We start from the raw sequence: 23,898 nt of genomic DNA, 5'->3' as shown, positions 1-23,898 counted from the left end.
TTGCTATGGTCGCGGCCCATGGATAGTCGCACCAGCCCCCTGAACGGTCCCGACACCGTCGGAGAACTCAGGGCTCTTTACCGCTCGGCGGAGGCGCGCGCCGCGCGTCTGCGGCTTCTGATCGAAGCCGGGCGAGATCTCGGGGCTGCGGACGCCGAGACGCTGGAAGCGACCTTGGCGGCCGCGGCACGCAATGCCGCCCTATTCGCCGGCCATGCCGACGGGATGGTCGTCATCGGAGACGATGCGCAAGGACTGGCGCTCGTCGCGCCGGGGCGAAACGAACGCAAGGTCGGCGCCTTGATGCTGGCGTCGCCTGCGGGTGATCGCGGCCCGCTCGACGATGACGACGCCGACGCTCTGGCCATGCTGCGCCAGCTGATGGCGACCGCGATCGATCGGGTCCAGCGCGAGGCGGAACGCGACCGACTGCTGGGCCTGTTGCAGGAACGGGAACGGCGGCTGGAGGCGGTCGTCGCCCGACTCTTTTCCGCTCAGGAGGAAGAGCGCGGCCGCGTCTCGCGCGATCTGCATGACGGCGTGGCCCAGACCGCCGGAGCCCTGTTTCGACAGCTTGAAGCGGAGAAATCCGGCACATCGCCGCAAACGACAGCCAGGCTGGTCATCATGGCCCAGGGTCTGGTGCGCGAGTTGCGGGCCGCGATCGGCAACCTGCGCCCGACCCTTCTGGACGATCTCGGCCTCGCCGCCGCCGTGGCGTCATTGGCCGACGCTCTGTCCCAGGAGGGCTTTCAGGTCGATCTCGCCACGACAGGGCCGACGCGTTGGCCGCCCGTCCTGGAGACCGCCTTCTATCGCGTGGCTCAGGAAGCCATCACCAACATCCGAAAACACGCGGGCGGCGAATGCCGCGTGCGCATCGAGATCGACGGCGAACCGGAGCAGGGACGGTGGAGTCTCGTGGTCAGGGATTGGGGAGCGGGCATGGTTCCGGGTTCATCAAGCATGCTCGGCGAGCGTATCGGCCTGGCCGTCATGCGCGAACGGATGACCGTGCTGGGCGGGCGACTCGACGTCTCGGAACCGGCTGACGGCGGCGGAGTCGAGGTGTCGGCGGCCCTGGTGCAGCGTCTGTGAGGGGTCGCGTCGTGATCGTCGACGATCATCCACTGGCCCGCGAGGGTCTGCGCGCCATGCTCAGCCGCGCCGACGGCCTGGAGGTGGTGGGCGAGGCGAGCAGTGGCGAGGAGGCCGTGTCCTTGGCCGTCGCTCTCACGCCGGACATCGTCCTGATGGACATCCGGCTTGGCGCAGGGATGGACGGCCTGGCCGCAGCCGCCGCGATCCGCACCGAGGTTCCGGCGTCTCGCATCCTCATGCTCACCCTTCACGACGCGCCGGAATATGTTCGGGCCGCCCTGGCCGCCGGCGCGACGGGATATGTGCTCAAGGACGCCAGCGCCGATGAACTCGTCGCGGCGGTGCGGCAAGTTCTGGAAGGTCGCACGGCTCTGCCCCTGGCCCTGCTGAACCAGGCCTTGGCCATGACGCCGGCGTCGCGCCGTATCGAAGACGACATCAGCCGCCTCGACCGGCTGACCCCGCGTGAGCGACAGGTGCTGGATCAGGTGGCGGACGGCCTGACCAACAAGGCGATCGCGCGCCAACTCGACATCAGTCCAGGAACCGTCAAGGCGCATGTGGAGCGGGTGATCGCCAAGCTCGGCGTCGCCGATCGCACCCAGGCCGCCGTGCTGGCCACGCGAACGCGTCCGCCCGCACCATGACGATGTCGAGACAAGGCCTGTTCTCACGTCCGGGACGGCTATGGGCGAACCAGCCGGTCGCCGTGAAGGGGCTCGTGGTGGTTGCTCTTCCGCTCGCGATCCTGTTGGGGGCACTCTTTTCCCTCTACCTCGCCAGCCGCGCCGAGGCCCGCGCCGAGGCGGACGTGCGCGCCGCCTTCGCGATCCAGAGCGACATCCACGAGGTCCACGCCCTGCTGGCGGAAGCAGCCAGCGGCGTGCGCGGCTATCTTCTGACGGGTCAGACCCGGTTCCTGGAGCCCTACATCAAGGCCGAGGCCGAGCTGCCCGCCACCTTCGCGCGTCTGGATGGAGAGATCCGCGACCACGAGGTTCGCCAGCGCTTCGAGCGCGTCAGGGCGCTGGCGCAGCGCAAGCGCGATGGGCTGGCGGCCTTGCGCCTGGGGCCAAACGCCGGCTCCCCCGCCGCGCTGGAACGACCCGAGGTCCTGTCGGCCCTCGTCGCCAACAAGGCGGTCCTCGATGCGCTAAGATCCGAGATCGAGGCGATGCAGGCGCGTGAAAGCGCACTGCTGGACATCCGCCGCGCGCGGGCGGACGCCGTGAGGGCGCGGAACCTGGGACTGACGACGATCATCGGGGCATTGGGTCTGCTCGGCAGTCTGATGGCGGTCTATCTGTTCTCGACGGGCATCGTGCGCCGCGTCCATCTTCTGGAAGACAATGCCGGGCGGCTGGAGCGCGGCGAACCGCTTCTGTCGCTGCCGCTCGAAGCCGACGAAATCGGTCGGCTCGGGGTGAAACTCGAACAGGCCAGCCTTCTGTTGCGATCACGCGAACGCGCCCTTCGCGACAGCGAGGAACGGTTTCGCCTGGTGGTGGACGGGGTCAAGGACTACGGCATCTTCGCCCTGGATCCACAGGGCCTCGTGGTCAGTTGGAACGAGGGCGCCAAGCGCATCAAGGGCTGGGATGCGGACGAGATCATCGGGCGCCACTTCTCCATCTTCTATCCCGACGAGACACGAGATGCCGTGCCTTCCATCATGCTTTCGCGCGCCACGGCCGAGGGTCGAGCGGAAGACGAAGGATGGCGCGTCCGCCGCGACGGCTCCCGGTTCTGGGCCAATGTAATCGTCACCGCGTTGCGCGACGAAACCGGCAAGTTGAAAGGCTTCTCCAAGGTCACGCGCGACATGACCGATCGCAAGGACGCGGAAAAGGCGCTCTCCGAGGCCCGCGAGACGGCCGTCGCAGCAAGCCTGGCCAAGAGCGACTTCCTTTCGCGCACCAGCCACGAACTGCGCACGCCGCTCAGCGCCATCCTCGGCTTCGCCCAGTTGCTCGAACTGGACGAGGCGGACCTGAAGCGGCCTCAGGTCACCGCCGTTCAGCACATCCTGAAAGCCGGCCGCCATCTCCTGGCGTTGATCAACGAGGTGCTGGACATATCCAGCATCGAAGCGGGGCGCATGGACCTCGCGTTCGAAGTCCTCGACCTCCGCGACGCATTGTCGGAGGCATTGGACCTGTCCTCGCCCATCGCGGCGGCGGCAGGCATCCGTCTGGATCATGACCTGTCGCCAACCCCGGTTTTTGCCTCGGCCGACCGGCGTCGTGTGGTTCAGATCGCGCTGAATCTGCTGTCGAACGCGATCAAATACAACACAGCCGGCGGCGTCGCGCGCTTGACGCTCACCGTCGTCGACGGGTGGGCGAGAGCCGAGGTTTCGGACGAAGGCTCAGGCATCGCAGACGCCACTGCGCCGCGCCTGTTCACACCCTTCGACCGATTGGGACGCGAGCGCACGTCCGACATAGAAGGCACAGGCCTGGGACTCGCCCTGTCGAAACGGCTGGCCGAAGCCATGGGTGGTCGCATCGGCTTCGAAAACCGAAAGCCGCCGGAACGCGGGGCCCGGTTCTGGTTCGAGCTGCCCGTCCAGATCCGCGCATCACAGCCTGAAGAGAACAGATGATGTCCGATCCGTCCGACGCCCGCCCCGTGACCCAGGCGGACCTGAACGCTTGCCGCATCCTGATCGTGGATGACGAGGAGACCAACGTCGTTCTGCTGCGCACGCTTCTGGAGCGGGAAGGCTATGGCGACGTCATCGGCCTGACCGATCCCAAGACTGCGCTCGCCACCTTCGTGGGCAGGTCGCCGGACCTGGTCCTGCTCGACCTGATGATGCCGGCGGTCGATGGCTATCAGTTGCTGGAGGGCTTCGGCCGGCAGACGGCTCCGGGCGACTTTCGCCCCGTGCTGGTTCTGACCGCCGACTCGACGGCTTCTGCGCGGCGTCGAGCGTTGTCTTTGGGGGCGAAGGACTTTGTCAGCAAGCCGTTCGACGTTGTCGAGGTTGCGCTTCGGATCGCCAATCTTCTGGAGACGCGGATCCTGTATCGGCGTCTTCAGGCTCGGTCGCTAACATAGAAGCCTCACATTTAGGCCTAGCGGGCAGAAATCAACGCTTTGCGCGCCAAAATCGACAAGCCAGACCCGAGGCCAGTCAAGATCGCTGCAATGGAGCCGACTGGATCGAACCCTTCTGCGCCTGACAGATCGAGAGCTGCGATTAGATGTTGATCGCTGCCAAATAAATTCGTGGTGGACGACATCGCCGAACCCGGCTTCATTTGATCCAAACCTCCAGTTTGGCTTGAAAACGATGTTGCACATCGCTGGATTTCGGGTTCGGAACGATCCGGCCAAATTTAGATGCTACCGGATCAGTCAACTTGGTTTGAGCGGCGCCTTGGCTCTGATCATTCGCCCAGCGTTCCAAGGTTTGCGTGGAACAAGTCACAGATGGGACTGGCTCATGGCCACCTGCCACGACCAACACAGCCTTCCCCGAGCACTTTTCAAAAGGCAGACGTGCCGCGAGTGATCCTAGAGATGTGCCCCAAAACCTCCCATTGAGGATCCGCAGAACTCGCTCCTAAGAAGCTACGCCTGACAATCCGCCACTTGGCATGGGTCTTCCTTTCAGGCGGCGGCCCGAGTATGGCAACGGGGTGCCCTCGTCATCCTCAGATCATTGGTCGCTGAACCGATCGCTGGCGTTCCTCGCCGCGACGTTCGCGATCGTGTTCGCGGCCCTGCTGCCCTCTGCGGTCGCGGCGTCGGCCGCGACGGGCGCTCCGATCATGCTGTGCTCGGGCGACCGGATCCTGGTCTCCTACGACGCCGACGGCGCGCCACGGCCTGAAAAGCCGTCGCCGATAGACAGTCTGAAGTGCGCCTCCTGCGTGCTGGCCGGTTTCACGGCCCTGCCTTCACCGCCACCGATCCATCCCGTAGCGCCCCCGCGCATCGTCGCGGTGCAGCCGACCGCGCTGTGGACCAGCCTGCCCTTCGACGACTTCCGCACCGGTCTGCGCCCGCCATCGACGGCCCCGCCTCTCGCCTGAACAGATCGACGCCTGCGCGCTGACGACCCCGTCGGCGCGCGCCCTTCCCTGTTCAGGACAATCCAAACATGTCTCTCAAGACCACGGCGGCGCCCTGCGCGCTGCTTATCGCGGCGTTCGCGACGCCCGCCTTCGCCCAGTCCGCCCATGCCCAGTCCGCCTATGCCGATCAGGCGACCACAATCGACGAAGTCATCGTCACCGCCAGGCCGACGGCCATGGCGCTGGACCGCCCCGCCCCCGCCGCCAATCGGCTGGGCCTGACCCACCGCGAGACGCCCGCGACGCTGGACGTGCTGACGCAACAGCGGATGCAGACCGAGGGCCTGCGGACGTCGGTGGAGGCCTTCAACGCCGCCCCAGGCGTCAACGGCGGCACGCTTCCCGGCTCGGTCGGCGTCACCTCGATGCGCGGCTTCACCTCCACGGCCATCGCCTATCTGTTCGACGGCGTGCGGGTGACCGGCTCCAACAGCGCCATCCGCAACTTCGACACCTTCAACTTCGAGCGCGTCGAGGTGCTCAAGGGGCCGGCCTCGGTCCTCTACGGCGAGGGCGCCCTGGCCGGCGCGATCAACCTCGTACCCAAGCGCGCCTATATCGGAGAAAGCAGCGGCGAGGGTCTGGTCAGCGTCGGCTCGTTCGGGACGGTTCGCGCCGGCCTGGGCGGCAACCTGCCGATCAACGATCACATGGCGCTGCGGGCCGACGCCAGCTTCAGCGACACGAACGGCTGGGCCGACGACACCGATGCCCAGACCCGCGCCCTGACGACCTCGCTGTTGATCAAGGCCTCGGACCGGCTGACGCTCAACCTGTTCGCCGACTATTTCTACGACAAGTCGTCGCCCTACTTCGGCTCGACCCTGGTCCCCGCATCCGTGGCGCGCGATCCGTCGGGCCTGGTCGAGAACAGCCAGGGCCTGGTGCTGGACCGGGCCACGATCCGCACCAACTACAACGTCGAAGACGGGGTGATGAAGTCGGAATCCTTCCAGGTTCGGACCCGCGCCGACTATCGTCTGAACGACCACTGGACCCTGACCAACGAGCTGGCGGGCTACACCGCCGACCGCGTCTGGCGCAATGTCGAGGATGTCTCGTTCAACAGCGCCGCCAACCTGCTGAACCGCAACACCACCCTGATCGCCCATGATCAACAGTACTGGACCGACCGCGCCTGGGCCGCCTTCGACGGCCTGATCGGCGGCCGCCGCAACCGCTTCACCCTGGGCGCGGAATACAGCGAAACCCATTTCGAGACGACACGCCGGTTCGGCACGACGACGGCCGTCGATCGCTTCGCACCTGTGCGGGGCGTCTTCCCCGACACGACCCAGGCCAACTTCCCCGGCGCCGGGTCACGGGTCGACTGGGTCAGCGACAGCACCACGGCGGCGATCTTCCTGGAGAACGCCTTCAACGTGACGCCGAAGTGGTTGCTGGTCGGCGGGCTTCGCTACGACAAGGTCGAGCTGGAGCGAGAGACTTTCGATCTGAACACCGGCGTCCGCGCCGCCTATGGCCAGGATTACGACCCCGTCTCGTGGCGGATCGGCACGGTCTATGACCTGCACCCCAAGACGCAGCTCTATGCTCAGGTCAGCCATGCCGTGACGCCCGTTTCCAGCTTCCTGTTCCTCAACAGCACCAATGCACGCTTCGACCTCAGCGCAGGCGACGCGATCGAGGCCGGGATCAAGACCAGCTTGTGGGGCGACCGGGCCGATGTCACCGCCGCCGTCTATCAGATCACCCAGGACGACATCCTGACGCGCGATCCCGCCAATCCGGCCCTGACCATCCAGGGCGGCGAACAGCAATCGTCCGGGGTCGAGGTCTCGCTGTCGGCCGCCGTGACCGAGCGGCTGCGCATCGACGCCAGCGGGGCGATCCTGAACAGCGAGTTCAAGACCCTGGTCGAGGCCGGCGGGGTAGACCGCTCCGGCAATCGACCGCCCAACGTGCCGGAGCAGATGTTCGACGTCAGCGCCTACTACAGCCTGCCGTGGCTGCCCGTGACCTTGGGCGCGACGGTGCGTTACGACGGCGACTTCTACACCTCCAACGCCAACACCTATCGGGTCAAGGCGCGCACGGTGGTGGACGCCCAGGCCAGCTGGCGTGCGCCGTTCGGACGGGTGACGGTTCGCGGCCGCAACCTGTTCGACGAACTCTATGCGGACTGGTCCGGCTATGGCGCTGCGCAGCTCTATCTCGGCGCGCCGCGCAGCGTCGATGTGACCCTGAGCCGGAACTTCTGACCATGACGATCGCGCCCGGAACCACCCCGAACAAAGGCCTGACGGGGCTCTATCGCACGATCTGGCGCTGGCATTTCTACGCCGGCCTGATCGTCGCGCCCTTCATGCTGATCCTGGCGGTGACCGGCGCGATCTATCTGTTCAACGACGAGATCAACGACGCCGTCTATCCGCATCAGCGCTTTGTCGCCGAAGCGCCGGCCATGCCCGCCAGTCGCCTGATCGCGGCGGCGCTTGCCGACTATCCCGGCGGTTCGGCCACGCGGATCGACATGCCGGTCGAGGCCGGCCGCAGCGCCCAGGTCTTCGTCACTCCGGCCGACGGCGAACCGCGGCGGGTCTTCGTCGATCCCGGCACGGCGCAGGTGCTGGGCTCCTATGTCTATACCCGCACCCTGGTGGGTTTCGCCGACACCTTCCACGGCTCGCTGATGCTGGGCGACCGGGGCGATGCCGTGGTCGAGCTGATGGCCTGCTGGGGCCTGATCCTCGTCATCACCGGCCTCTATCTGTGGTGGCCGCGTGGCGGGCGCGGGCTCGCCGCCGCCCTGACGCCCAGACTGAAGAGCCAAGGCCGCCTCTTGTGGCGCGAGGTTCACGCCGTCACCGGCGTCTGGACCGCCGTCCTGATCGCCTTCCTGATCCTGACCGGCCTGCCCTGGGCCACGGTCTGGGGCGGTCTGCTCAAACAGGGGACGGACGCGCTGGGCATCGGCTATCCGACCAACCACCGCCTGCACGGCGCGACGCCCGCCGCAACGACGGCGACGGCGCCGCCGGTTCAGACCGTACAACAAGCCATCGGCGAAGCGCCCTGGACCGTCGAGAACGCGCCCATGCCGGTTTCCGACCCCCACGTCGATCACCACGGCGGCGGCATGGGGATGACGATGGCGCACGCCGAAACGGGCATCGGCGTCGATGGCGCGGTCGCGGCCCTGGCGCGCGAAGGCATGACCACCGCCTATCGCCTGACCCTGCCCAAGGGGGCGGACGGCGTCTATACCGCCTACACCTACCCCGGCCGACCCGAGGGCCAACGCACCCTGCACATCGACCAGTATTCGGGTCGTGTCCTCGGCGATGTCCGCTTCTCGGACTATGGGGTCGCGGCCAAGGCCGTCGAACTGGGCGTCCAGATCCACATGGGCAACTATTTCGGATGGGCCAACCAGATCCTCATGCTGATCGCCTGTCTGGGCGTCATCGTCCTGTCGATCACCGGACCCGTGATGTGGTGGAAGCGTCGCCCCAAGGGCAAGATCGGCGCCCCGCGCGAACTTCATCCGCTGAAGCTGCGCACCGTCGCCTTGCTGACGATCGCGCTCGCCGTCGTCTTTCCGCTGGCCGGGCTCAGCCTGATCGTCATCCTGATCGGGGACGCGGTCTATGACCTTCTTCGTGCTCGTCTCGTCGCGGCGTGACCTTATGATCAGACACTGTACAGCTTGCATGCCGAAACGCTCTCAGCAACGGATGATTTGGGTTTTACGGAATCACCTGCAAGCCTGACGCCCAAGACTGCTGAGGGCGCCACTGCCAGCCTGCCCAATACCGTGTTCACCGTCATCGTCCGAAAGGACAGCGAAGACGGTATTGGGACAGGTAATCGACGACGATCCTGACGCCCGTCTGCGCCTTTTCGAGATATGGAACGCAGAGTGCCCTACGGCTCGGTGCTGCGGGGCTTTGTGGAAATTTGGGTGCGGAAGCTCGCACCCCGCTCTGGCTGCGCTGGCCGCTTGCAAGAGCGATCATCTGATCGAGCGACGTCCGCCAACCACCCTCTCTAACCTCGGAAGGGTCAGTTCTGAGGTGAGAACCAAAAGTGGAAATCACGCAAAGCGCACGACAGGGAGGACTGACGTAGGCGCCTGTGGTTGACTCCGTTTCTCCGAACGGTATGGCTTGGCTGTTCGGTAAGGGTGCGTGCTCAAGATGCAGGATAGGGCTTCGCCCACAGATGAAGCCCTGGCCAGGGCGCACGCCCGCCTCCTGAAGGACGATTCCCTTCAGTTCGACCGCATCGGCTTTGATCGCCCGGATATCAAGACGCCCGGCTGGTTGCACTGGATCGGCGATGTTCTTCAGTTCATTGCGCCGGTGCTGCAGTGGGTGTTCTGGATCGGCCTGGCCATGGTCGCGGCTCTGATCCTCTATGCTATCGGCCGCGAAATCCTGCGGATGCGCGCGCCGCCCGCCAAGCCGACGAAGCCGAAGATCGTCGCCGAGGCGCAATGGCGGCCCGATGCGCGCGCGGCTCGCGATCTGCTGGCCGAAGCCGACGCCCTGGCGGCGCGAGGCCTTTACGCCGATGCTGCGCACCTGCTGCTGTTGCGCAGCGTTCAGGACATCGAACAGCGTCAGCCACGCGCCGTGAGAGTCTCCTTGACCACGCGCGAGATCGCCCGGCTTAAGGCCGTGCCCGACGCCGCGCGGCCGGCCTTCGACCTGATCGGCCGGATGGTGGAACGCAGCCTGTTCGGCGGCGCGCCCGTCGGCGCCCAGGACTTCGCCGACTGTCGCCAGGCCTATGAGGCTTTCGCCCTGCCCGAGGGCTGGCGCGCATGAGCCGATCGAGCAAGGCCGGCGACGGCAGCTTCTCGCCCGTCACCATGATTGTCGTCCTGCTGGTCGGGGTGGTGGCGCTGGCGGGGCTGGGGGTTCTGTCCGCCTATGCGCCGGAGCTGAGGTCCGGCAACGACGGCGGCGGCCATGCCTTGTCGCGGTCGTCCACAGGCTTCGGCGGTCTGCCTTCGCTGTTGCGCGGCGTGGGCGTGCCGGTGGTTCTGAACCGGGGCGCGCTGACCGAGGCGTCGGACGAGAGCCTGCTGATCCTGACGCCTTCGGCCCATACGAAGCCCGAACAGATCGACGACATCGAACACTATGGCGCCACGCTGGTCGTCCTGCCGAAATGGACATCCGTGCCCGACGCGGATCGCCCCGGCTGGGTGCGCACCCTGGGCGTCCAGCCGCCGCCGATGGCCCTGGCCGCGCTGCCGGACGATCTACGCAAGGATCTGACGCTGAGCGCGCGCAAGGGGCGTGCGACCATCAGCCTTCGCCGTCCCAGCGGCGCGCCGTTCGGCAAGCCGATTCAGGTCGAAGAGCTGCGCACGCTCGAAGGGCCGGCCTGGATCCCCGTCGTGGTCGACGATCAGGGCCGTGCGGTCCTGGCGATGCATCGCGAACTGCGGACCTATGTCCTGGCCGATCCCGACCTGGTCAGCACGGCTGCGCTCAAGACCCTGAACGGCGCGACCACCGCCGTCGGCCTTATCGATCTGGTGCGCGCCGACGATGCACCGGTGGTGTTCGACCTGACGCTGCATGGCTTCCAGCGGACGCGCAACATGCTGCGTCTGATGCTTGAGCCGCCACTGGTCGGCATGACCCTGGTGCTGGTCGCCCTGGCCGCCTTCGCCGGCTTCCAGGCCGCCGTCCGTTTCGGCCCGGCGCGCGAAAAGGGCCGTGTCATCGCCCTGGGCAAGCGGGGGCTGGCGGACAATACGGCCGGCCTGGTTCGCCTGGCGCGGCGCGAGCATCGCATGGCCGTCCCCTATGCCCTGCTGGTGCGCGCCGCCGTGGCCCGCGCCATCGGGGCGCCGCGCAATCTGGACGAGGCGGCGCTGGACGCCTTCCTCGACCGGGTCGGCCGCACCGGCGGCGCGACCGAAACCTACACCGCCCTGGCCGAACAGGCCCGGGCCACCAAGTCGCCAGCCGATCTGATGCGGGTCGCCGGCGCCCTTCATCGCTGGAACCAGGAGCTGACCCGTGGACGTCAATGAGGTGAAGACGATCGCCGAGCGCATCCGCGCCGAGATCGCCAAGGCCGTGGTCGGCCAAGAGGAGGCCGTCGACATGCTGTTGACGGCCCTGTTCGCCGGCGGCCACGTCCTGCTGGAAGGCCCGCCCGGCACGGCCAAGACCTTGCTGGCCCAGACCTTCGCCCGCACGGTGGGCCTCGACTACGGCCGCATCCAGTTCACGCCCGACCTGATGCCCGGCGACATCATCGGGTCGAACCTGTTCAACTTTCAGACGTCCAGTTTCACCCTGACGCGCGGGCCGATCTTCTGCGAACTGCTGCTGGCGGACGAGATCAACCGCACCCCGCCCAAGACCCAGGCCGCCCTGCTTGAGGCCATGCAGGAACGCCAGATCACCATTGACGGCGAGGCCCACGCCCTCAGTGCGCGCTTCACCGTCGTCGCCACCCAGAACCCCATCGAGCAGCAGGGCACCTATCCTCTGCCCGAGGCCCAGCTGGATCGTTTCCTGTTCAAACAGGTGTTGGAGTATCCCAGCCTGGAGCAGGAGCGCGCCATCGTCGCCGCCCACGGTTCGCGCACCGGCCTGATGGATCCCATCGCCCTGGGGGTCGAGGTCGTCGCCGACGCCGCCGTCATCGATACGGCGGTGAACACCGTCGCGGACGTGCGCCTGACAGACGAGGTGATCGGCTATATCACCGGCCTTGTGCGGGCCACCCGAACCTCGGCCGACGTCGAGACCGGCGCATCTCCTCGCGCCGGGGCCATGCTGGCCGTGGCGGCGCGGGCGCGGGCGGCGCTGGACGGTCGCGACTATGTCATTCCCGACGACGTGAAGGCCCTGGCCATCCCGGCCCTGCGTCACCGCCTGGTCCTGTCGCCGGCGGCCGAGATCGAGGGACGGCGCGTCGAACAGGTGCTTGCCGGCCTGGTGGATCAGGTGGCGGCGCCCCGGTGATCTATCCCACCCGACGCGCGGTGACGGCGATGGCGGCGGGCGTTCCCGTGGCCCTGCTGGCCGGCGTCCTGACGCCTTTGGGCTGGGTCGCAGGCCCGGTCTGGATCGCGGGCCTGCTGCTGCTCGTCGCCGTTGATGCTCTGTCGGGCGGATCCAGACGCGGGCTTGAGCTTGACGAGCCCAGGCCCATGCGCGCGGCGGTCGGTCGGTCGGACATGGCCGGGCTGACGGTGCGGTTCGGCGCGAAAGGCCCTGTTCCCAAGACCGTAGAGGCCGCGCTGTCGGGCGAGGCCCGGCTGGGGCTCGACGATGCGACGCGCCAGGCGACGGTGTCGGATCGCGGTGCGGCCCTGGCCTTTCCCTTCACCCCCAACCGCCGGGGCGCCGCCAGTCTGGACGCTCTGTGGGTGCGTTGGCGCGGGCCGATGGGACTGGTGTGGAAGCAGAAGACCTTCGCCCTGGACATCGCCGCCCCGGTCCTGACCGACCTGAAATGGGTGCGCGATCAGGCGGTGCGTCTGTTCGCCCGCGACGCCCTGTTCGGCGCCAAGACCCAGCTGGAGATCGGCGAAGGGTCAGAGTTTCAGGCCCTGCGCGACTTTCAGGCCGGGATGGACCGCCGCTCCATCGACTGGAAACAGTCGGCCCGCCACGCCACCCTGCTGGCCAAGGAGTTCCGCACCGAGCGAAACCACAATGTCATCATGGCGCTGGACTGCGGTCGAGCGGCCAGCGAGCCGGTCGGCGGCATGCCGCGCATCGACCGCTTCATCCATGCCGCGCTGCTTTTGTCCTACGCCTGCCTGCGGTCGGGCGACCGGACGGGCATCTTCGCCTTCGATTCCCAGCCACGCGTGACCACCGGCGCCGTGGGGGGGCTGGACGCCTTTCGCACCCTTCAGACCGTGGTGGGCCGCATCGACTATTCGACGCACGAGACCAACTACACCCTGGCCCTGGCGACCCTGTCGGGCCAGCTTCAGCGCCGCTCGCTGATCGTGGTCTTCACCGACTTCACCGATTCCACAGCTGCCGAGCTGATGATCGAGTCGCTGGGCCGGCTGCTGCGCCGCCACCTTGTCCTGTTCGTCGTTCTGCGAGACGACGAGCTGGAGGGGCTGACCGCCGCCGATCCCCGGACGCCCGAGGATGTCTCGCGCGCCGTCGTCGCCGGAACCCTGCTGCGCGAGCGCGAGACGGTGATCGGACGGCTGCGGCGCATGGGGGCGCACATCGTCGACGCCTCCGCCGAGCGCGTCGGGACCGAGGTCGTCAACGCCTATCTGGACCTGAAGCGGAGGGACCTGCTGTGACCGACGTGCGCCCCTCCGGCCTGCTCAAGAGCCAGCGTTTTCGCCAGGCGCGCGAGGACGAATGGCGTCGTCTGGAACGTCTGATGGACAAGGCCGAGAAAGGCTCGGCATCCAGACTGACCGACGCAGAGATCCTGGCCGTGCCGGTGCTGTACCGTTCGACCCTGTCGGCCCTGTCGGTGGCGCGCGAGACCTCGCTGGATCAGGGACTGATCGACTATCTGGAGACCCTGTCGGCGCGGGCCTATTTCTTCGTCTATGGCTCGCGGGCGACGATCCAGGATCGTCTGATCGCCTTCTTCCGCACCGACTGGCCCGCTGCGGTGCGCGGCCTGTGGCGCGAGACCCTGATCTCGGCCGCCCTGATGCTGCTGGGCGCCTTGGTCGGCGCCTGGCTGGTTATGCACGAGCCGGAGTGGTTCTACGCCTTCGTCCCCGCCGATCTCAGCGGCGGACGCGATCCCGCCGCCTCGACCGAGACCCTGCGCGCCACGCTGGACGGCGCGGACGACGCCCAGGGCCTGTCGGCCTTTGCGGCCTATCTCTTTACCCACAACGCCCAGGTCGCCTTGCTGGCCTTCGCCCTGGGTTTCGCCCTGTGCCTGCCGACGGGCCTTTTGATCCTCTACAACGGCGCGACCCTGGGAGCCTTCTTCGCCCTTTTCGCCAGCCGGGGGCTGGGGTTCGAGCTGGGCGGCTGGCTGCTGATCCACGGCGTGACTGAACTATTCGCCGTCGTTCTGGCGGGGGCGGCGGGATTGCGGATCGGCTGGGCCGTCGCCTTCCCCGGTCAGAGACGACGGATGGACGCCGCAGTCGAGGCGGGACGCACCGCAGCCATCGCCATGGGCGGGGTGGTGGTGATGCTGATGTTCGCCGGCCTGCTGGAGGGTTTCGGCCGTCAACTGATCGTCGATACCGGCCTGCGCTACGGCGTGGCGGCGGCGACCGCCGTGATCTGGGGCCTCTATTTCTACGCGCCGAGACCGGGGGTCGCCCATGTCCGCTGAACCCGTCGCGCCCCGCACCGAACGCGCCTTCGTCACGCCGGAGGGCGTGGACCTGCGCCTGAACATCGGCGATGCGGGTCAGAGGGCGGGCGCCTTCCTGCTGGACGCCGCCATAATCATCGGCGTGCTGATCGTCTTCACCATCGTCTCGGCCTTCGCCTTCGGCGCAGGGGCATCCATGGTCGGCGGCCCGACCGGCGCCGAGATGATCGCCGTCATCTGGCTGATCGTCTTCTTTCTGCTGCGGAACTTCTATTTCACCGCTTTCGAGCTGTCGGCTGCGGCGGCGACGCCGGGCAAGCGGGTCATGGGCCTGCGGGTCGCGTCGCGCGACGGCGGACGGCTGAAGGCCGAAGCCGTCTTCGCCCGCAACGCCATGCGCGAGCTGGAGGTCTTCCTGCCCCTGTCCATCCTGGTCGCCCGCAGTCAGGAGGGCGGGGTCGAGGGCTGGATGTATCTGCTGGCCTTCGTCTGGGCGGCGATCTTCGTTTTCTTCCCCCTGTTCAACAAGGATCGGCTGCGCGTCGGCGACCTTATCGGGGGGACTTGGGTGGTGCGTACGCCGCGTCGCAAGCTGATCCGCGACATGGCCGACGACGGCGCGGGACGGATGGCGGCCTACGACTTCACGCCGGCCCAGGTGGACGCCTATGGCGCCAAGGAACTGCACGTGCTGGAGACGCTGCTGCGTCAGGGCGATCGAAAGACCCAGCGCGACGTCGCCGACCGGATCGCCAAGAAGATCGGCTGGACGCGCAGCCCCCAGGAGGCGGACCGCGACTTCCTCAGCGCCTATTACGCCGCCCTGCGCGGCAGGTTGGAGCAGAAGCTGCTGATTGGCGTCAGGCGTCGCGACAAGCACGACGTCTGACGGCGCATACGATCAGTCGAAGATCGAGGCCAGTTCCTCGGATCCGACGCCTTCCTTGGCCGAGCGCAATTCGTAATACAGCGACGCCACGCCCGCCGAGGCGACGACGCCGGACAGGATGCTGACCAGGGGTTCGGTGATCAGACTGACCATCAGGTTCGGCGTGCCGCCGGTCAGGGTTCCGCCGGTCGCCAGGCTGAGCCCCCCGATCGCGGCGCCGATGATCCACGACAGGATCACATAGATCACCAGCAGGCCGAACACGTGCCAGCGATAACCCTTGGTCAGTTCGCGGCTGCGCTGCAGGCTGGCGAACACGCCACGCTTCTCGACCACGATGGCCGGCGAACAGACCGACCACATCACCGTCAAGATTATGCCCGGCACGACCAACAGGACGAAGCCCAGCGTCATTCCAAGGGTGGCGATGATGGCCGTGCCCAGCAGCGGCAGGAATTTATTGATCCCCACACTAAAGGCGTCGGCGAAGGTGGTCTTCTTGCCGTTGAAGCCGTTCACCGCCGCCTTCACCACCATGCCCTGCAAAAGGTACAGGCCGATCAGGTTCAGAACAGCGCCGATCATGATCAGGGCCAGGCCGGACATCTCGCTGCCGCCGGTCAGCATGGAGCTCTGACCGAAGGCGGCGAGGACATTGGGCAAGCCCACCAGGATCGCGGCCGCGCCGAAGAAGATCGCCGCGTTCTGCTTGATTGCGGCGAACGTCCGCTGGATCACGCGGCCCAGGTCGAACACGCCGGCGCCTTGCCCGCCGCCGGACATCGCGCTCGTGATCAGCGGGGGCCGCATGGCGATGATCTGCTGGGCGCGCCAGTCTTTCTCGGCGATGAAATCGACCCTCTGGCTGCGTTCCAGAACCGAAGGCGGCTGAACGTCCTCCTTCGTGAACGAATACCGCGCGCCGTCGTCGCCGAGGATGAACCCCAGTCCGGTCGCCTCGTCGAACGTCAGAACCTCACCCCGCAAACTCGCCTCCCCACATAGATCCTAATACGATTGTAGAAGCTGAGGTACGGCCTCACCAGTTTCATTTGGGCCGTCTTCGCAACGCTTTGCCAAAAGACGCTCTCTGTTGGGTGACCGAGGGCGACAGCCGGGCCCAATGTGTCATCCGGTCGGGACCCACCGAATGCGGCTGGATACCACTTCGGTCGTCGATAAAAGCCTGCATGTCGGAATCGTCGATGCCCTCTGGATCGCCGACTTCTTATGCGCCTGCGACTGCTGAGGCGTAGGGTCCGGACTCATTCGACCCAGTGGCAGGCGATCGTGGCGATGAGCACGTCAGAAAGGTAGTTCGGTGCCAGCTTGTCATATCGTGTAGCGAAGCTGCGATTGAATTTGAGGCGGGTGTCTGGCGCGTCCAGTTCAGTTCCGGTCAATCGCCCCTCCCGGATGATTCCTATTCCTGACTACGGAAGCTGGGCCGTCAGATCAATCCAGCGGGCTCTCGACCAAGGGCCAAGTCGGATCGACGGCTCAACGCCTCGACCTCAGGCTACGGACCTGAAGCGCGACAGCCATCGTCGCCGCAACGGCGCCCAGCCGAACCGCGACCAGGCGACCGTGGCGAGCGCCGAACCCGCCGCGCCGCCCAGCAGCACTGAGCCCATGAACAGGGTGTTGATCCGGCTACGCGCCTCCGGCCGCAGGGCGTAGACGACCTGCTGGTTCGAAACGAGGGCGCTCTGCAATGCCGCACAGCACGCCTGACGTGACCACGCCGCCCGTCGCACCCCGCCTTTCCGGCGAGTAAGATGGGCCGCAAATGGCACCAGGCCAGGCAATCGTCGTTTGCGGATCAACCTCGTTTTACAGTCGCAAGCGTGAACGTCTGCCGCCAAGATCATCGAAGTGCGCGTCTTGTCTGGGATTCGCGCCAAGCTGCTCACGCCGCAGGCCATGGCCGACGCCGTTGAGATGCTGCGCCAAGCCAACGCAGCCGGCCGGCAAACGACGCTGGCGGTGCGGGGCCGGGTTGAGAAGGAGCTGGCCTCCATCCAACGCTAGATCGAACGCGCTCAGCTGATGTATATTGAAGGCGCCTTGGAGATCGGATCGAGGCCTTATTTGCCTGCATAACCGCCTGCGTTGGCGGGGCCGCAACTGCTTTGGATGCAAGCGGATCGCCCACGTCGAATTCTATTCGCTGGAGGGCTCGGCAGGTTCGACCATCAGGTCCACGGCAGCCGGCCGTGCCTTTGTGGGTCATCAGCGAGTTTCAGAACACACAAAGCCCCACAGTCGGGGACTGTGGGGCTTTGTTGAAGTTTGGGTGCGGGAGTAGGATTTGAACCTACGACCTTCAGGTTATGAGCCTGACGAGCTACCGGGCTGCTCCATCCCGCGGCAAACGGTAGTGTCGTGAAGGAAGAACGGTTCGAGAAGCGCGCTCAAATAGGCCGAAGGCCGTTAGCGCGTAAATCATGTGTGCTTGGTAGACCCGGCGACGACCTACTCTCCCGCGCCTTGAGACGAAGTACCATTGGCTCTGGAGGGCTTAACGACCGAGTTCGGAATGGGATCGGGTGGGGAACCTCCGACATAGTCACCAGGTCAACCAAACACACATGAACGTCTTGCTGGGCCTATCGCGCTTGCGCGCGACATGAGGCCGACCGCTCTCAAATAGGCCGAAGGCCGATAGAGCGAGCAAGAAGACATCCAAGCTCAAGTCGCGCTAGCGCGCTATCTTGAACAAGGATGAGAAGAAGACATTGTCTGAGATTGCTTCGGTCAAGGAGCAATCATCGAATGAGTTTTGCTGAGAAACGATCAAACCGATCGGATTATTAGTACCAGTAAGCTTCATGGGTCGCCCCACTTCCACACCTGGCCTATCAACGTGGTAGTCTTCCACGATCCTCAGCGAAGCCTTGTTTTGAGGTTAGTTTCCCGCTTAGATGCTTTCAGCGGTTATCTATTCCATACTTAGCTACCCTGCTGCACAGCTGGCGCCATGACAGGTACACCAGAGGTATGTCCATCCCGGTCCTCTCGTACTAGGGACAGATCCTCTCAAGCTTCGAACACCCACGGCAGATAGGGACCAAACTGTCTCACGACGTTCTGAACCCAGCTCACGTACCACTTTAAATGGCGAACAGCCATACCCTTGGGACCTGCTCCAGCCCCAGGATGTGATGAGCCGACATCGAGGTGCCAAACTTTGCCGTCGATATGGACTCTTGGGCAAAATCAGCCTGTTATCCCTAGAGTACCTTTTATCCGTTGAGCGATGGCCCTTCCACTCGGGACCACCGGATCACTATGGCCGACTTTCGTCTCTGCTCGACTTGTCAGTCTCGCAGTCAGGCGGGCTTATGCCATTGCACTCGACGACCGATTTCCGACCGGTCTGAGCCCACCATCGCGCGCCTCCGTTACACTTTAGGAGGCGACCGCCCCAGTCAAACTACCCACCACGCCATGTCCCGGGACCGGATAACGGCCCTCGGTTAGACGTCAACGACAGTAAGGGTGGTATTTCAAGGACGACTCCACCAGAGCTGGCGCCCCGGTTTCATAGTCTCCCACCTATCCTACACATACGGTCGCTAACGCCAAGGCGAAGCTATAGTAAAGGTTCATAGGGTCTTTCCGTCTGACCGCGGGAACCCCGCATCTTCACGGGGAATTCAATTTCACTGAGCCTATGCTGGAGACAGTGGGGAAGTCGTTACGCCATTCGTGCAGGTCGGAACTTACCCGACAAGGAATTTCGCTACCTTAGGACCGTTATAGTTACGGCCGCCGTTTACCTGGGCTTCAGTTCGTCGCTTTCACAACTCCCTTTAACCTTCAGGCACCGGGCAGGCGTCAGACCCTATACGTCGCATTGCTGCTTCGCAGAGCCCTGTGTTTTTGCTAAACAGTCGCTACCCCCTGGCTTGTGCCACTCAGTCCTGCTTGCGCAGGGTGAGTCACGCTTATTCCGAAGTTACGCGTGCAATTTGCCGAGTTCCTTCAGCATAGTTCTCTCAAACGCCTTGGTATGCTCTACCTGACCACCTGTGTCGGTTTCGGGTACGGTCTCTGCTGGAGTTATTTCCTGGGACAACGCCCCCGCACACACAATCCAATAAGTGGGTACGAGTTAAGCCATCCGTCACTTCCAGCTGGTGCAGGAATATTTACCTGCTTCCCATCGACTACGCTTTTCAGCCTCGCCTTAGGGGCCGACTAACCCTGCGCAGATTAGCTTTACGCAGGAACCCTTGGTCTTTCGGCGGGAGTGTCTCTCACACTCCTATCGTTACTCATGTCAGCATTCTCACTTCCGATACCTCCAGCCAGGCTCACGCCTGACCTTCACCGGCCTACGGAACGCTCCGCTACCGCTTGCAGTAAACTGCAAACCCATATCTTCGGCGCACGGCTTGAGCCCCGTTACATTTTCCGCGCAGGATCGCTTGATCAGTGAGCTGTTACGCTTTCTTTAAAGGATGGCTGCTTCTAAGCCAACCTCCTGATTGTCAAAGCAATCCCACATCGTTTCCCACTTAGCCGTGACTTGGGGGCCTTAGATGATGGTTAGGGTTGTTTCCCTTTTCACGACGGACGTTAGCACCCGCCGTGTGTCTGCCCGATAGTTCTCTTGGGTATTCGGAGTTTGGTTAGTATTGGTACCGCTCGCGCAGCCCGCAACCATCCAGTGCTCTACCCCCCAAGGAATTCGTCGGACGCTCTACCTAAATAGATTTCGCGGAGAACCAGCTATGTCCAGGTTTGATTGGCCTTTCACCCCTATCCACAAGTCATCCCAGAATTTTTCAACATTCACGGGTTCGGTCCTCCAGTTGGTGTTACCCAACCTTCAACCTGCTCATGGATAGATCACCTGGTTTCGGGTCGTCATACGTCGAACTTAGCGCCCTATTCAGACTCGCTTTCGCTGCGCCTACACCTAACGGCTTAAGCTTGCTCGACACATGAAGTCGCTGACCCATTATACAAAAGGTACGCCGTCACCCCGCTTGGGGGCTCCGACTGCTTGTAGGCTTCCGATTTCAGGATCTGTTTCACTCCCCTTGTCGGGGTGCTTTTCACCTTTCCCTCACGGTACTTGTTCACTATCGGTCGTAGAGGAGTACTTAGGCTTGGAGGGTGGTCCCCCCATGTTCAGACAGGATTTCACGTGTCCCGCCCTACTCGAGTCTCTTGCTATTTGATGACTACGGGGCTTTCACCCACTATGGCCGACCTTTCCAGATCGTTCGTCTTTATTTCACAAGAGCACTGGCCTGGTCCCGGTTCGCTCGCCACTACTACGGGAGTCTCGGTTGATGTCCTTTCCTCCGGGTACTGAGATGTTTCAGTTCCCCGGGTTCGCTTAATGAACCTATGTATTCAGTTCATTATACCTTTCAACAATCCGCCAATCGCCGTCCTGGCCGAAACCAGAACGAAGTTGGAAGACTGTAAAGGTGGGTTTCCCCATTCGGAAATAACCGGATCAAAGGGTGCTAGCGCCTCCCCGGTTCTTATCGCAGCTTGCCACGTCCTTCATCGCCTCTCTACGCCAAGGCATCCGTCAGAAGCCCTTCAACGTTTGATCGTTTCTCAGCAAAACTCATGCTTGGTTTATTCCGCCCGACTGGAAAGTTGCCGGGGGACCAAGCCTGATATTTGTCAGACAATGTCTTCTTCTCGAACTAGACCTACAAGCTCAGGGGAGCCGGTCACGTTCTTCCTTTACGATTTCAATGCACGCCAACCCTGAGGTCGACGGCAAACTTGAATGCGATCACAAGATCCTGGTGGAGCCAGACGGAGTCGAACCGACGACATCCTGCTTGCAAAGCAGGCGCTCTACCAACTGAGCTATGGCCCCATTCCAACAGGAATAGTGCGAAGCCCAGGAGAGCTGTCGGCGATGCCGTCTTGAGGCTGAGAACCCCCAGCGAACCAGAAGTCCTGGTAGGCCCGGGCAGACTCGAACTGCCGACCTTACGCTTATCAGGCGTACGCTCTAACCACCTGAGCTACGGGCCTATGGCAGCGACAGCCGGGCATAAGACCCAGGCTCGCGATCGCGTCACCAATACAACGACCCGAATGGCCGATGCGTCGATGACGAAAGTGGAAAGAGAAACGGAGACGGCGGCGTTCCGCCGTTTGTGCTCGGCGCTGTGAAGCGCTTCGCTATTGGAGCCTCAATAGACAGCCTCGTGAGAGACGGCCTGGAGAAGCATCCTTAGAAAGGAGGTGATCCAGCCGCAGGTTCCCCTACGGCTACCTTGTTACGACTTCACCCCAGTCGCTGACCCTACCGTGGTCGCCTGCCCCCTTGCGGTCAGCGCAGCGCCTTCGGGTAGAACCAACTCCCATGGTGTGACGGGCGGTGTGTACAAGGCCCGGGAACGTATTCACCGCGGCATGCTGATCCGCGATTACTAGCGATTCCAACTTCATGCCCTCGAGTTGCAGAGGACAATCCGAACTGAGACGACTTTTAAGGATTAACCCTCTGTAGTCGCCATTGTAGCACGTGTGTAGCCCACCCTGTAAGGGCCATGAGGACTTGACGTCATCCCCACCTTCCTCCGGCTTAGCACCGGCAGTCCCATTAGAGTTCCCAACTAAATGATGGCAACTAATGGCGAGGGTTGCGCTCGTTGCGGGACTTAACCCAACATCTCACGACACGAGCTGACGACAGCCATGCAGCACCTGTGTCCTAGTCTCCGAAGAGAAAGCCAGATCTCTCTGGCGGTCCAGGCATGTCAAAAGGTGGTAAGGTTCTGCGCGTTGCTTCGAATTAAACCACATGCTCCACCGCTTGTGCGGGCCCCCGTCAATTCCTTTGAGTTTTAATCTTGCGACCGTACTCCCCAGGCGGATTGCTTAATGCGTTAGCTGCGTCACCGAAATGCATGCATCCCGACAACTAGCAATCATCGTTTACGGCGTGGACTACCAGGGTATCTAATCCTGTTTGCTCCCCACGCTTTCGAGCCTCAGCGTCAGTAATGAGCCAGTATGTCGCCTTCGCCACTGGTGTTCTTCCGAATATCTACGAATTTCACCTCTACACTCGGAGTTCCACATACCTCTCTCATACTCAAGACACCCAGTATCAAAGGCAATTCCGAGGTTGAGCCCCGGGATTTCACCCCTGACTTAAATGTCCGCCTACGCTCCCTTTACGCCCAGTAATTCCGAGCAACGCTAGCCCCCTTCGTATTACCGCGGCTGCTGGCACGAAGTTAGCCGGGGCTTCTTCTCCGGGTACCGTCATTATCGTCCCCGGTGAAAGAATTTTACAATCCTAAGACCTTCATCATTCACGCGGCATGGCTGCGTCAGGCTTTCGCCCATTGCGCAAGATTCCCCACTGCTGCCTCCCGTAGGAGTTTGGGCCGTGTCTCAGTCCCAATGTGGCTGATCATCCTCTCAGACCAGCTACTGATCGTCGCCTTGGTGAGCCTTTACCTCACCAACTAGCTAATCAGACGCGGGCCGCTCTAATGGCGATAAATCTTTCCCCCGAAGGGCACATTCGGTATTAGCACAAGTTTCCCTGAGTTATTCCGAACCAAAAGGCACGTTCCCACGTGTTACTCACCCGTCCGCCACTAACTCCGAAGAGTTCGTTCGACTTGCATGTGTTAGGCCTGCCGCCAGCGTTCGCTCTGAGCCAGGATCAAACTCTCAGGTTGAGTTGACTTCTGACCTAAGCTTAAGAACATCCCGAAGGACGTCTTGGCATTAGTTCTACGTATTTTATTGACGAGTTCCCATTCATCGATCCGAAGACCGACGCATGGTATCTTTTCAAAAAGACCGCAGATAGTCAGTGTCGTATGATGACCTTCTAGGGTCATCGCAAGAACACCGCCGCCTGCGTTTCTCTTTCCAAATCAACAATGTCAAAGACCAAAACCGCCTCGGCGGCCCGACTTGTTTAGCGCCGTTGTCGTCGGCGGAGGCGGGGATTTAGAGACCGCCGAACCTCGTGTCAACCGCTCTTTTCAGAGATCTTTCGGAGAGAAGAGCGAACCCTTCAGACCGCAAGAAACCACCGGAGGAAAGCGAGGCTTACCTCTTAAAACACGTCGGCGATTCGATCGGAGCGCGGAACCTAGTGAAACCAACCGATGAAAGCAAGAAGTTTTTCAACCTCTCCTTCCGTGGGACGTTGGAGATTTGAACCCCCGCAGCCCCGTCGGCCGGCCCGTTTCCGAGCGAGGCGGCTCTATACGTAGACCCCGATTTGTCAGCAAGCGGATTCTGACGCCAAGGGGAAAGTTTCTCAAAGACTCATGATCGACGAGCGAAAGAACCCGCGTTAGCTCGCGATGTATGTACGAAGATTCGGGACGGCTGGGCTGTCTCAGGCCCCGCCCAAGCGGGACATCAGCTCCGGATCCTGCTCGCAAGCCGTTACCTCGCTGTCGAACGCCAGATGCGCCTCGGACATATCCGTGAAAAGCAACGGCTCCGACAGACGCAGGCTTGAGACGGCGTAGTCTTCGCCCCTCTGTTCGAGAACGACGCCGCTGCGGGCGTGAAGGATACGGGTGTCCGTGGTCATGG

General features: G+C 63.6%; 19 protein-coding genes, 3 tRNA genes and 3 rRNA genes. 14 read left to right on the top strand and 11 right to left on the bottom strand.

Translation table 11 applies throughout. From position 1 onward, the window contains the following. The first annotated feature begins 18 nt into the window (after window positions 1–18). The 4 genes from AC3ISA_RS07165 to AC3ISA_RS07150 are packed head-to-tail and all read left to right on the top strand — an operon-like array spanning window position 19 to window position 4,164. Window positions 19–1,098, top strand: coding sequence for a sensor histidine kinase (locus AC3ISA_RS07165; protein ID WP_489179910.1), 1,080 nt, complete (start codon window positions 19–21; stop codon window positions 1,096–1,098). Between the two features lie 11 nt (window positions 1,099–1,109). Further along, a complete protein-coding gene (locus AC3ISA_RS07160) occupies window positions 1,110–1,748 on the top strand; it encodes a response regulator (RefSeq protein ID WP_489179909.1) in 639 nt (212 codons plus the stop codon). Then, window positions 1,745–3,706 (top strand): sensor histidine kinase, encoded by a 1,962-nt coding sequence (locus tag AC3ISA_RS07155; RefSeq protein ID WP_489179908.1) that lies wholly within the window; start codon window positions 1,745–1,747, stop codon window positions 3,704–3,706. The genes AC3ISA_RS07160 and AC3ISA_RS07155 overlap by 4 nt, the downstream gene beginning before the upstream one ends. Continuing rightward, on the top strand, window positions 3,706–4,164 hold the full coding sequence (locus tag AC3ISA_RS07150; RefSeq protein WP_489179907.1) for a response regulator: 459 nt from the start codon (window positions 3,706–3,708) through the stop codon (window positions 4,162–4,164). Before AC3ISA_RS07155 ends, AC3ISA_RS07150 begins: the two co-directional genes overlap by 1 nt. 17 nt (window positions 4,165–4,181) lie before the next feature. On the opposite strand, the gene AC3ISA_RS07145 is transcribed toward AC3ISA_RS07150, so the two are convergent. Beyond that, complete coding sequence (locus AC3ISA_RS07145) at window positions 4,182–4,367, bottom strand: hypothetical protein (protein WP_489179906.1); 186 nt, start codon at window positions 4,365–4,367, stop codon at window positions 4,182–4,184. 453 nt (window positions 4,368–4,820) lie between these two features. Between AC3ISA_RS07145 and AC3ISA_RS07140 the strand changes: the two genes are divergently transcribed. From AC3ISA_RS07140 to AC3ISA_RS07100, 9 genes are all read left to right on the top strand, one after another. Further along, complete coding sequence (locus tag AC3ISA_RS07140) at window positions 4,821–5,144, top strand: hypothetical protein (protein WP_489179905.1); 324 nt, start codon at window positions 4,821–4,823, stop codon at window positions 5,142–5,144. Between the two features lie 68 nt (window positions 5,145–5,212). Beyond that, window positions 5,213–7,408, top strand: a complete 2,196-nt coding sequence (locus tag AC3ISA_RS07135) for a TonB-dependent receptor (protein ID WP_489179904.1) — start codon at window positions 5,213–5,215, stop codon at window positions 7,406–7,408. A 2-nt stretch (window positions 7,409–7,410) separates the two neighbouring features. Beyond that, window positions 7,411–8,832, top strand: a complete 1,422-nt coding sequence (locus AC3ISA_RS07130) for a PepSY-associated TM helix domain-containing protein (RefSeq protein WP_489179903.1) — start codon at window positions 7,411–7,413, stop codon at window positions 8,830–8,832. A 514-nt stretch (window positions 8,833–9,346) separates the two neighbouring features. Beyond that, window positions 9,347–9,979 carry a DUF4129 domain-containing protein gene (locus AC3ISA_RS07125; protein WP_489180080.1) on the top strand — a complete coding sequence of 211 codons (633 nt, stop codon included), beginning with the start codon at window positions 9,347–9,349 and terminating at the stop codon, window positions 9,977–9,979. Continuing rightward, window positions 9,976–11,202, top strand: coding sequence for a DUF4350 domain-containing protein (locus AC3ISA_RS07120; protein ID WP_489179902.1), 1,227 nt, complete (start codon window positions 9,976–9,978; stop codon window positions 11,200–11,202). The genes AC3ISA_RS07125 and AC3ISA_RS07120 overlap by 4 nt, the downstream gene beginning before the upstream one ends. Beyond that, entirely contained in the window at window positions 11,189–12,145 is a 957-nt protein-coding gene (locus AC3ISA_RS07115; RefSeq protein WP_489179901.1) for an AAA family ATPase, read from the top strand. Before AC3ISA_RS07120 ends, AC3ISA_RS07115 begins: the two co-directional genes overlap by 14 nt. Beyond that, entirely contained in the window at window positions 12,142–13,458 is a 1,317-nt protein-coding gene (locus tag AC3ISA_RS07110) for a DUF58 domain-containing protein (RefSeq protein WP_489179900.1), read from the top strand. Before AC3ISA_RS07115 ends, AC3ISA_RS07110 begins: the two co-directional genes overlap by 4 nt. Then, window positions 13,455–14,468, top strand: coding sequence for a stage II sporulation protein M (locus AC3ISA_RS07105; protein ID WP_489179899.1), 1,014 nt, complete (start codon window positions 13,455–13,457; stop codon window positions 14,466–14,468). Before AC3ISA_RS07110 ends, AC3ISA_RS07105 begins: the two co-directional genes overlap by 4 nt. After that, a complete protein-coding gene (locus AC3ISA_RS07100; protein ID WP_489179898.1) occupies window positions 14,458–15,339 on the top strand; it encodes an RDD family protein in 882 nt (293 codons plus the stop codon). Before AC3ISA_RS07105 ends, AC3ISA_RS07100 begins: the two co-directional genes overlap by 11 nt. Before the next feature lie 12 nt (window positions 15,340–15,351). Here AC3ISA_RS07100 and AC3ISA_RS07095 read toward each other — a convergent pair whose 3' ends face one another. The 3 genes from AC3ISA_RS07095 to AC3ISA_RS07085 form a co-directional block, all read right to left on the bottom strand. After that, window positions 15,352–16,326, bottom strand: a complete 975-nt coding sequence (locus AC3ISA_RS07095) for a DUF7847 domain-containing protein (protein ID WP_489179897.1) — start codon at window positions 16,324–16,326, stop codon at window positions 15,352–15,354. A 278-nt stretch (window positions 16,327–16,604) separates the two neighbouring features. Continuing rightward, on the bottom strand, window positions 16,605–16,742 hold the full coding sequence (locus tag AC3ISA_RS07090; protein WP_489179896.1) for a hypothetical protein: 138 nt from the start codon (window positions 16,740–16,742) through the stop codon (window positions 16,605–16,607). Between the two features lie 111 nt (window positions 16,743–16,853). Beyond that, on the bottom strand, window positions 16,854–17,054 hold the full coding sequence (locus tag AC3ISA_RS07085; protein WP_489179895.1) for a hypothetical protein: 201 nt from the start codon (window positions 17,052–17,054) through the stop codon (window positions 16,854–16,856). Window positions 17,055–17,223: 169 nt separating this feature from the next. On the opposite strand from AC3ISA_RS07085, the gene AC3ISA_RS07080 reads away from it, so the two are divergent. Beyond that, entirely contained in the window at window positions 17,224–17,370 is a 147-nt protein-coding gene (locus AC3ISA_RS07080) for a hypothetical protein (RefSeq protein ID WP_489179894.1), read from the top strand. A 262-nt stretch (window positions 17,371–17,632) separates the two neighbouring features. On the opposite strand, the gene AC3ISA_RS07075 is transcribed toward AC3ISA_RS07080, so the two are convergent. From AC3ISA_RS07075 to AC3ISA_RS07045, 7 genes are all read right to left on the bottom strand, one after another. Next, window positions 17,633–17,709: transfer RNA gene (locus AC3ISA_RS07075), tRNA-Met, on the bottom strand. 92 nt (window positions 17,710–17,801) lie between these two features. Beyond that, window positions 17,802–17,916, bottom strand: a 5S ribosomal RNA gene (gene rrf / locus AC3ISA_RS07070). 215 nt (window positions 17,917–18,131) lie between these two features. After that, window positions 18,132–20,917: ribosomal RNA gene (locus AC3ISA_RS07065) — 23S ribosomal RNA — on the bottom strand. A 200-nt stretch (window positions 20,918–21,117) separates the two neighbouring features. Next, a tRNA-Ala gene (locus AC3ISA_RS07060) sits at window positions 21,118–21,193 on the bottom strand. Between the two features lie 84 nt (window positions 21,194–21,277). Next, window positions 21,278–21,354 (bottom strand) — tRNA-Ile (locus tag AC3ISA_RS07055). Window positions 21,355–21,560: 206 nt separating this feature from the next. Continuing rightward, window positions 21,561–23,021, bottom strand: a 16S ribosomal RNA gene (locus AC3ISA_RS07050). The 16S, 23S and 5S rRNA genes sit together here with 3 tRNA genes alongside, the layout of an rRNA operon. Before the next feature lie 674 nt (window positions 23,022–23,695). Next, the gene (locus AC3ISA_RS07045; RefSeq protein WP_489179893.1) at window positions 23,696–23,896 is read right to left on the bottom strand and encodes a hypothetical protein; all 201 of its coding nucleotides are present in this window, start codon (window positions 23,894–23,896) and stop codon (window positions 23,696–23,698) included. Window positions 23,897–23,898: the final 2 nt, after the last annotated feature.

Source organism: Brevundimonas sp. KH_058, assembly GCF_057838505.1.
Note: the sequence above shows the minus strand (reverse complement) of the source record. Positions and strands in the feature narration are given on the sequence as shown.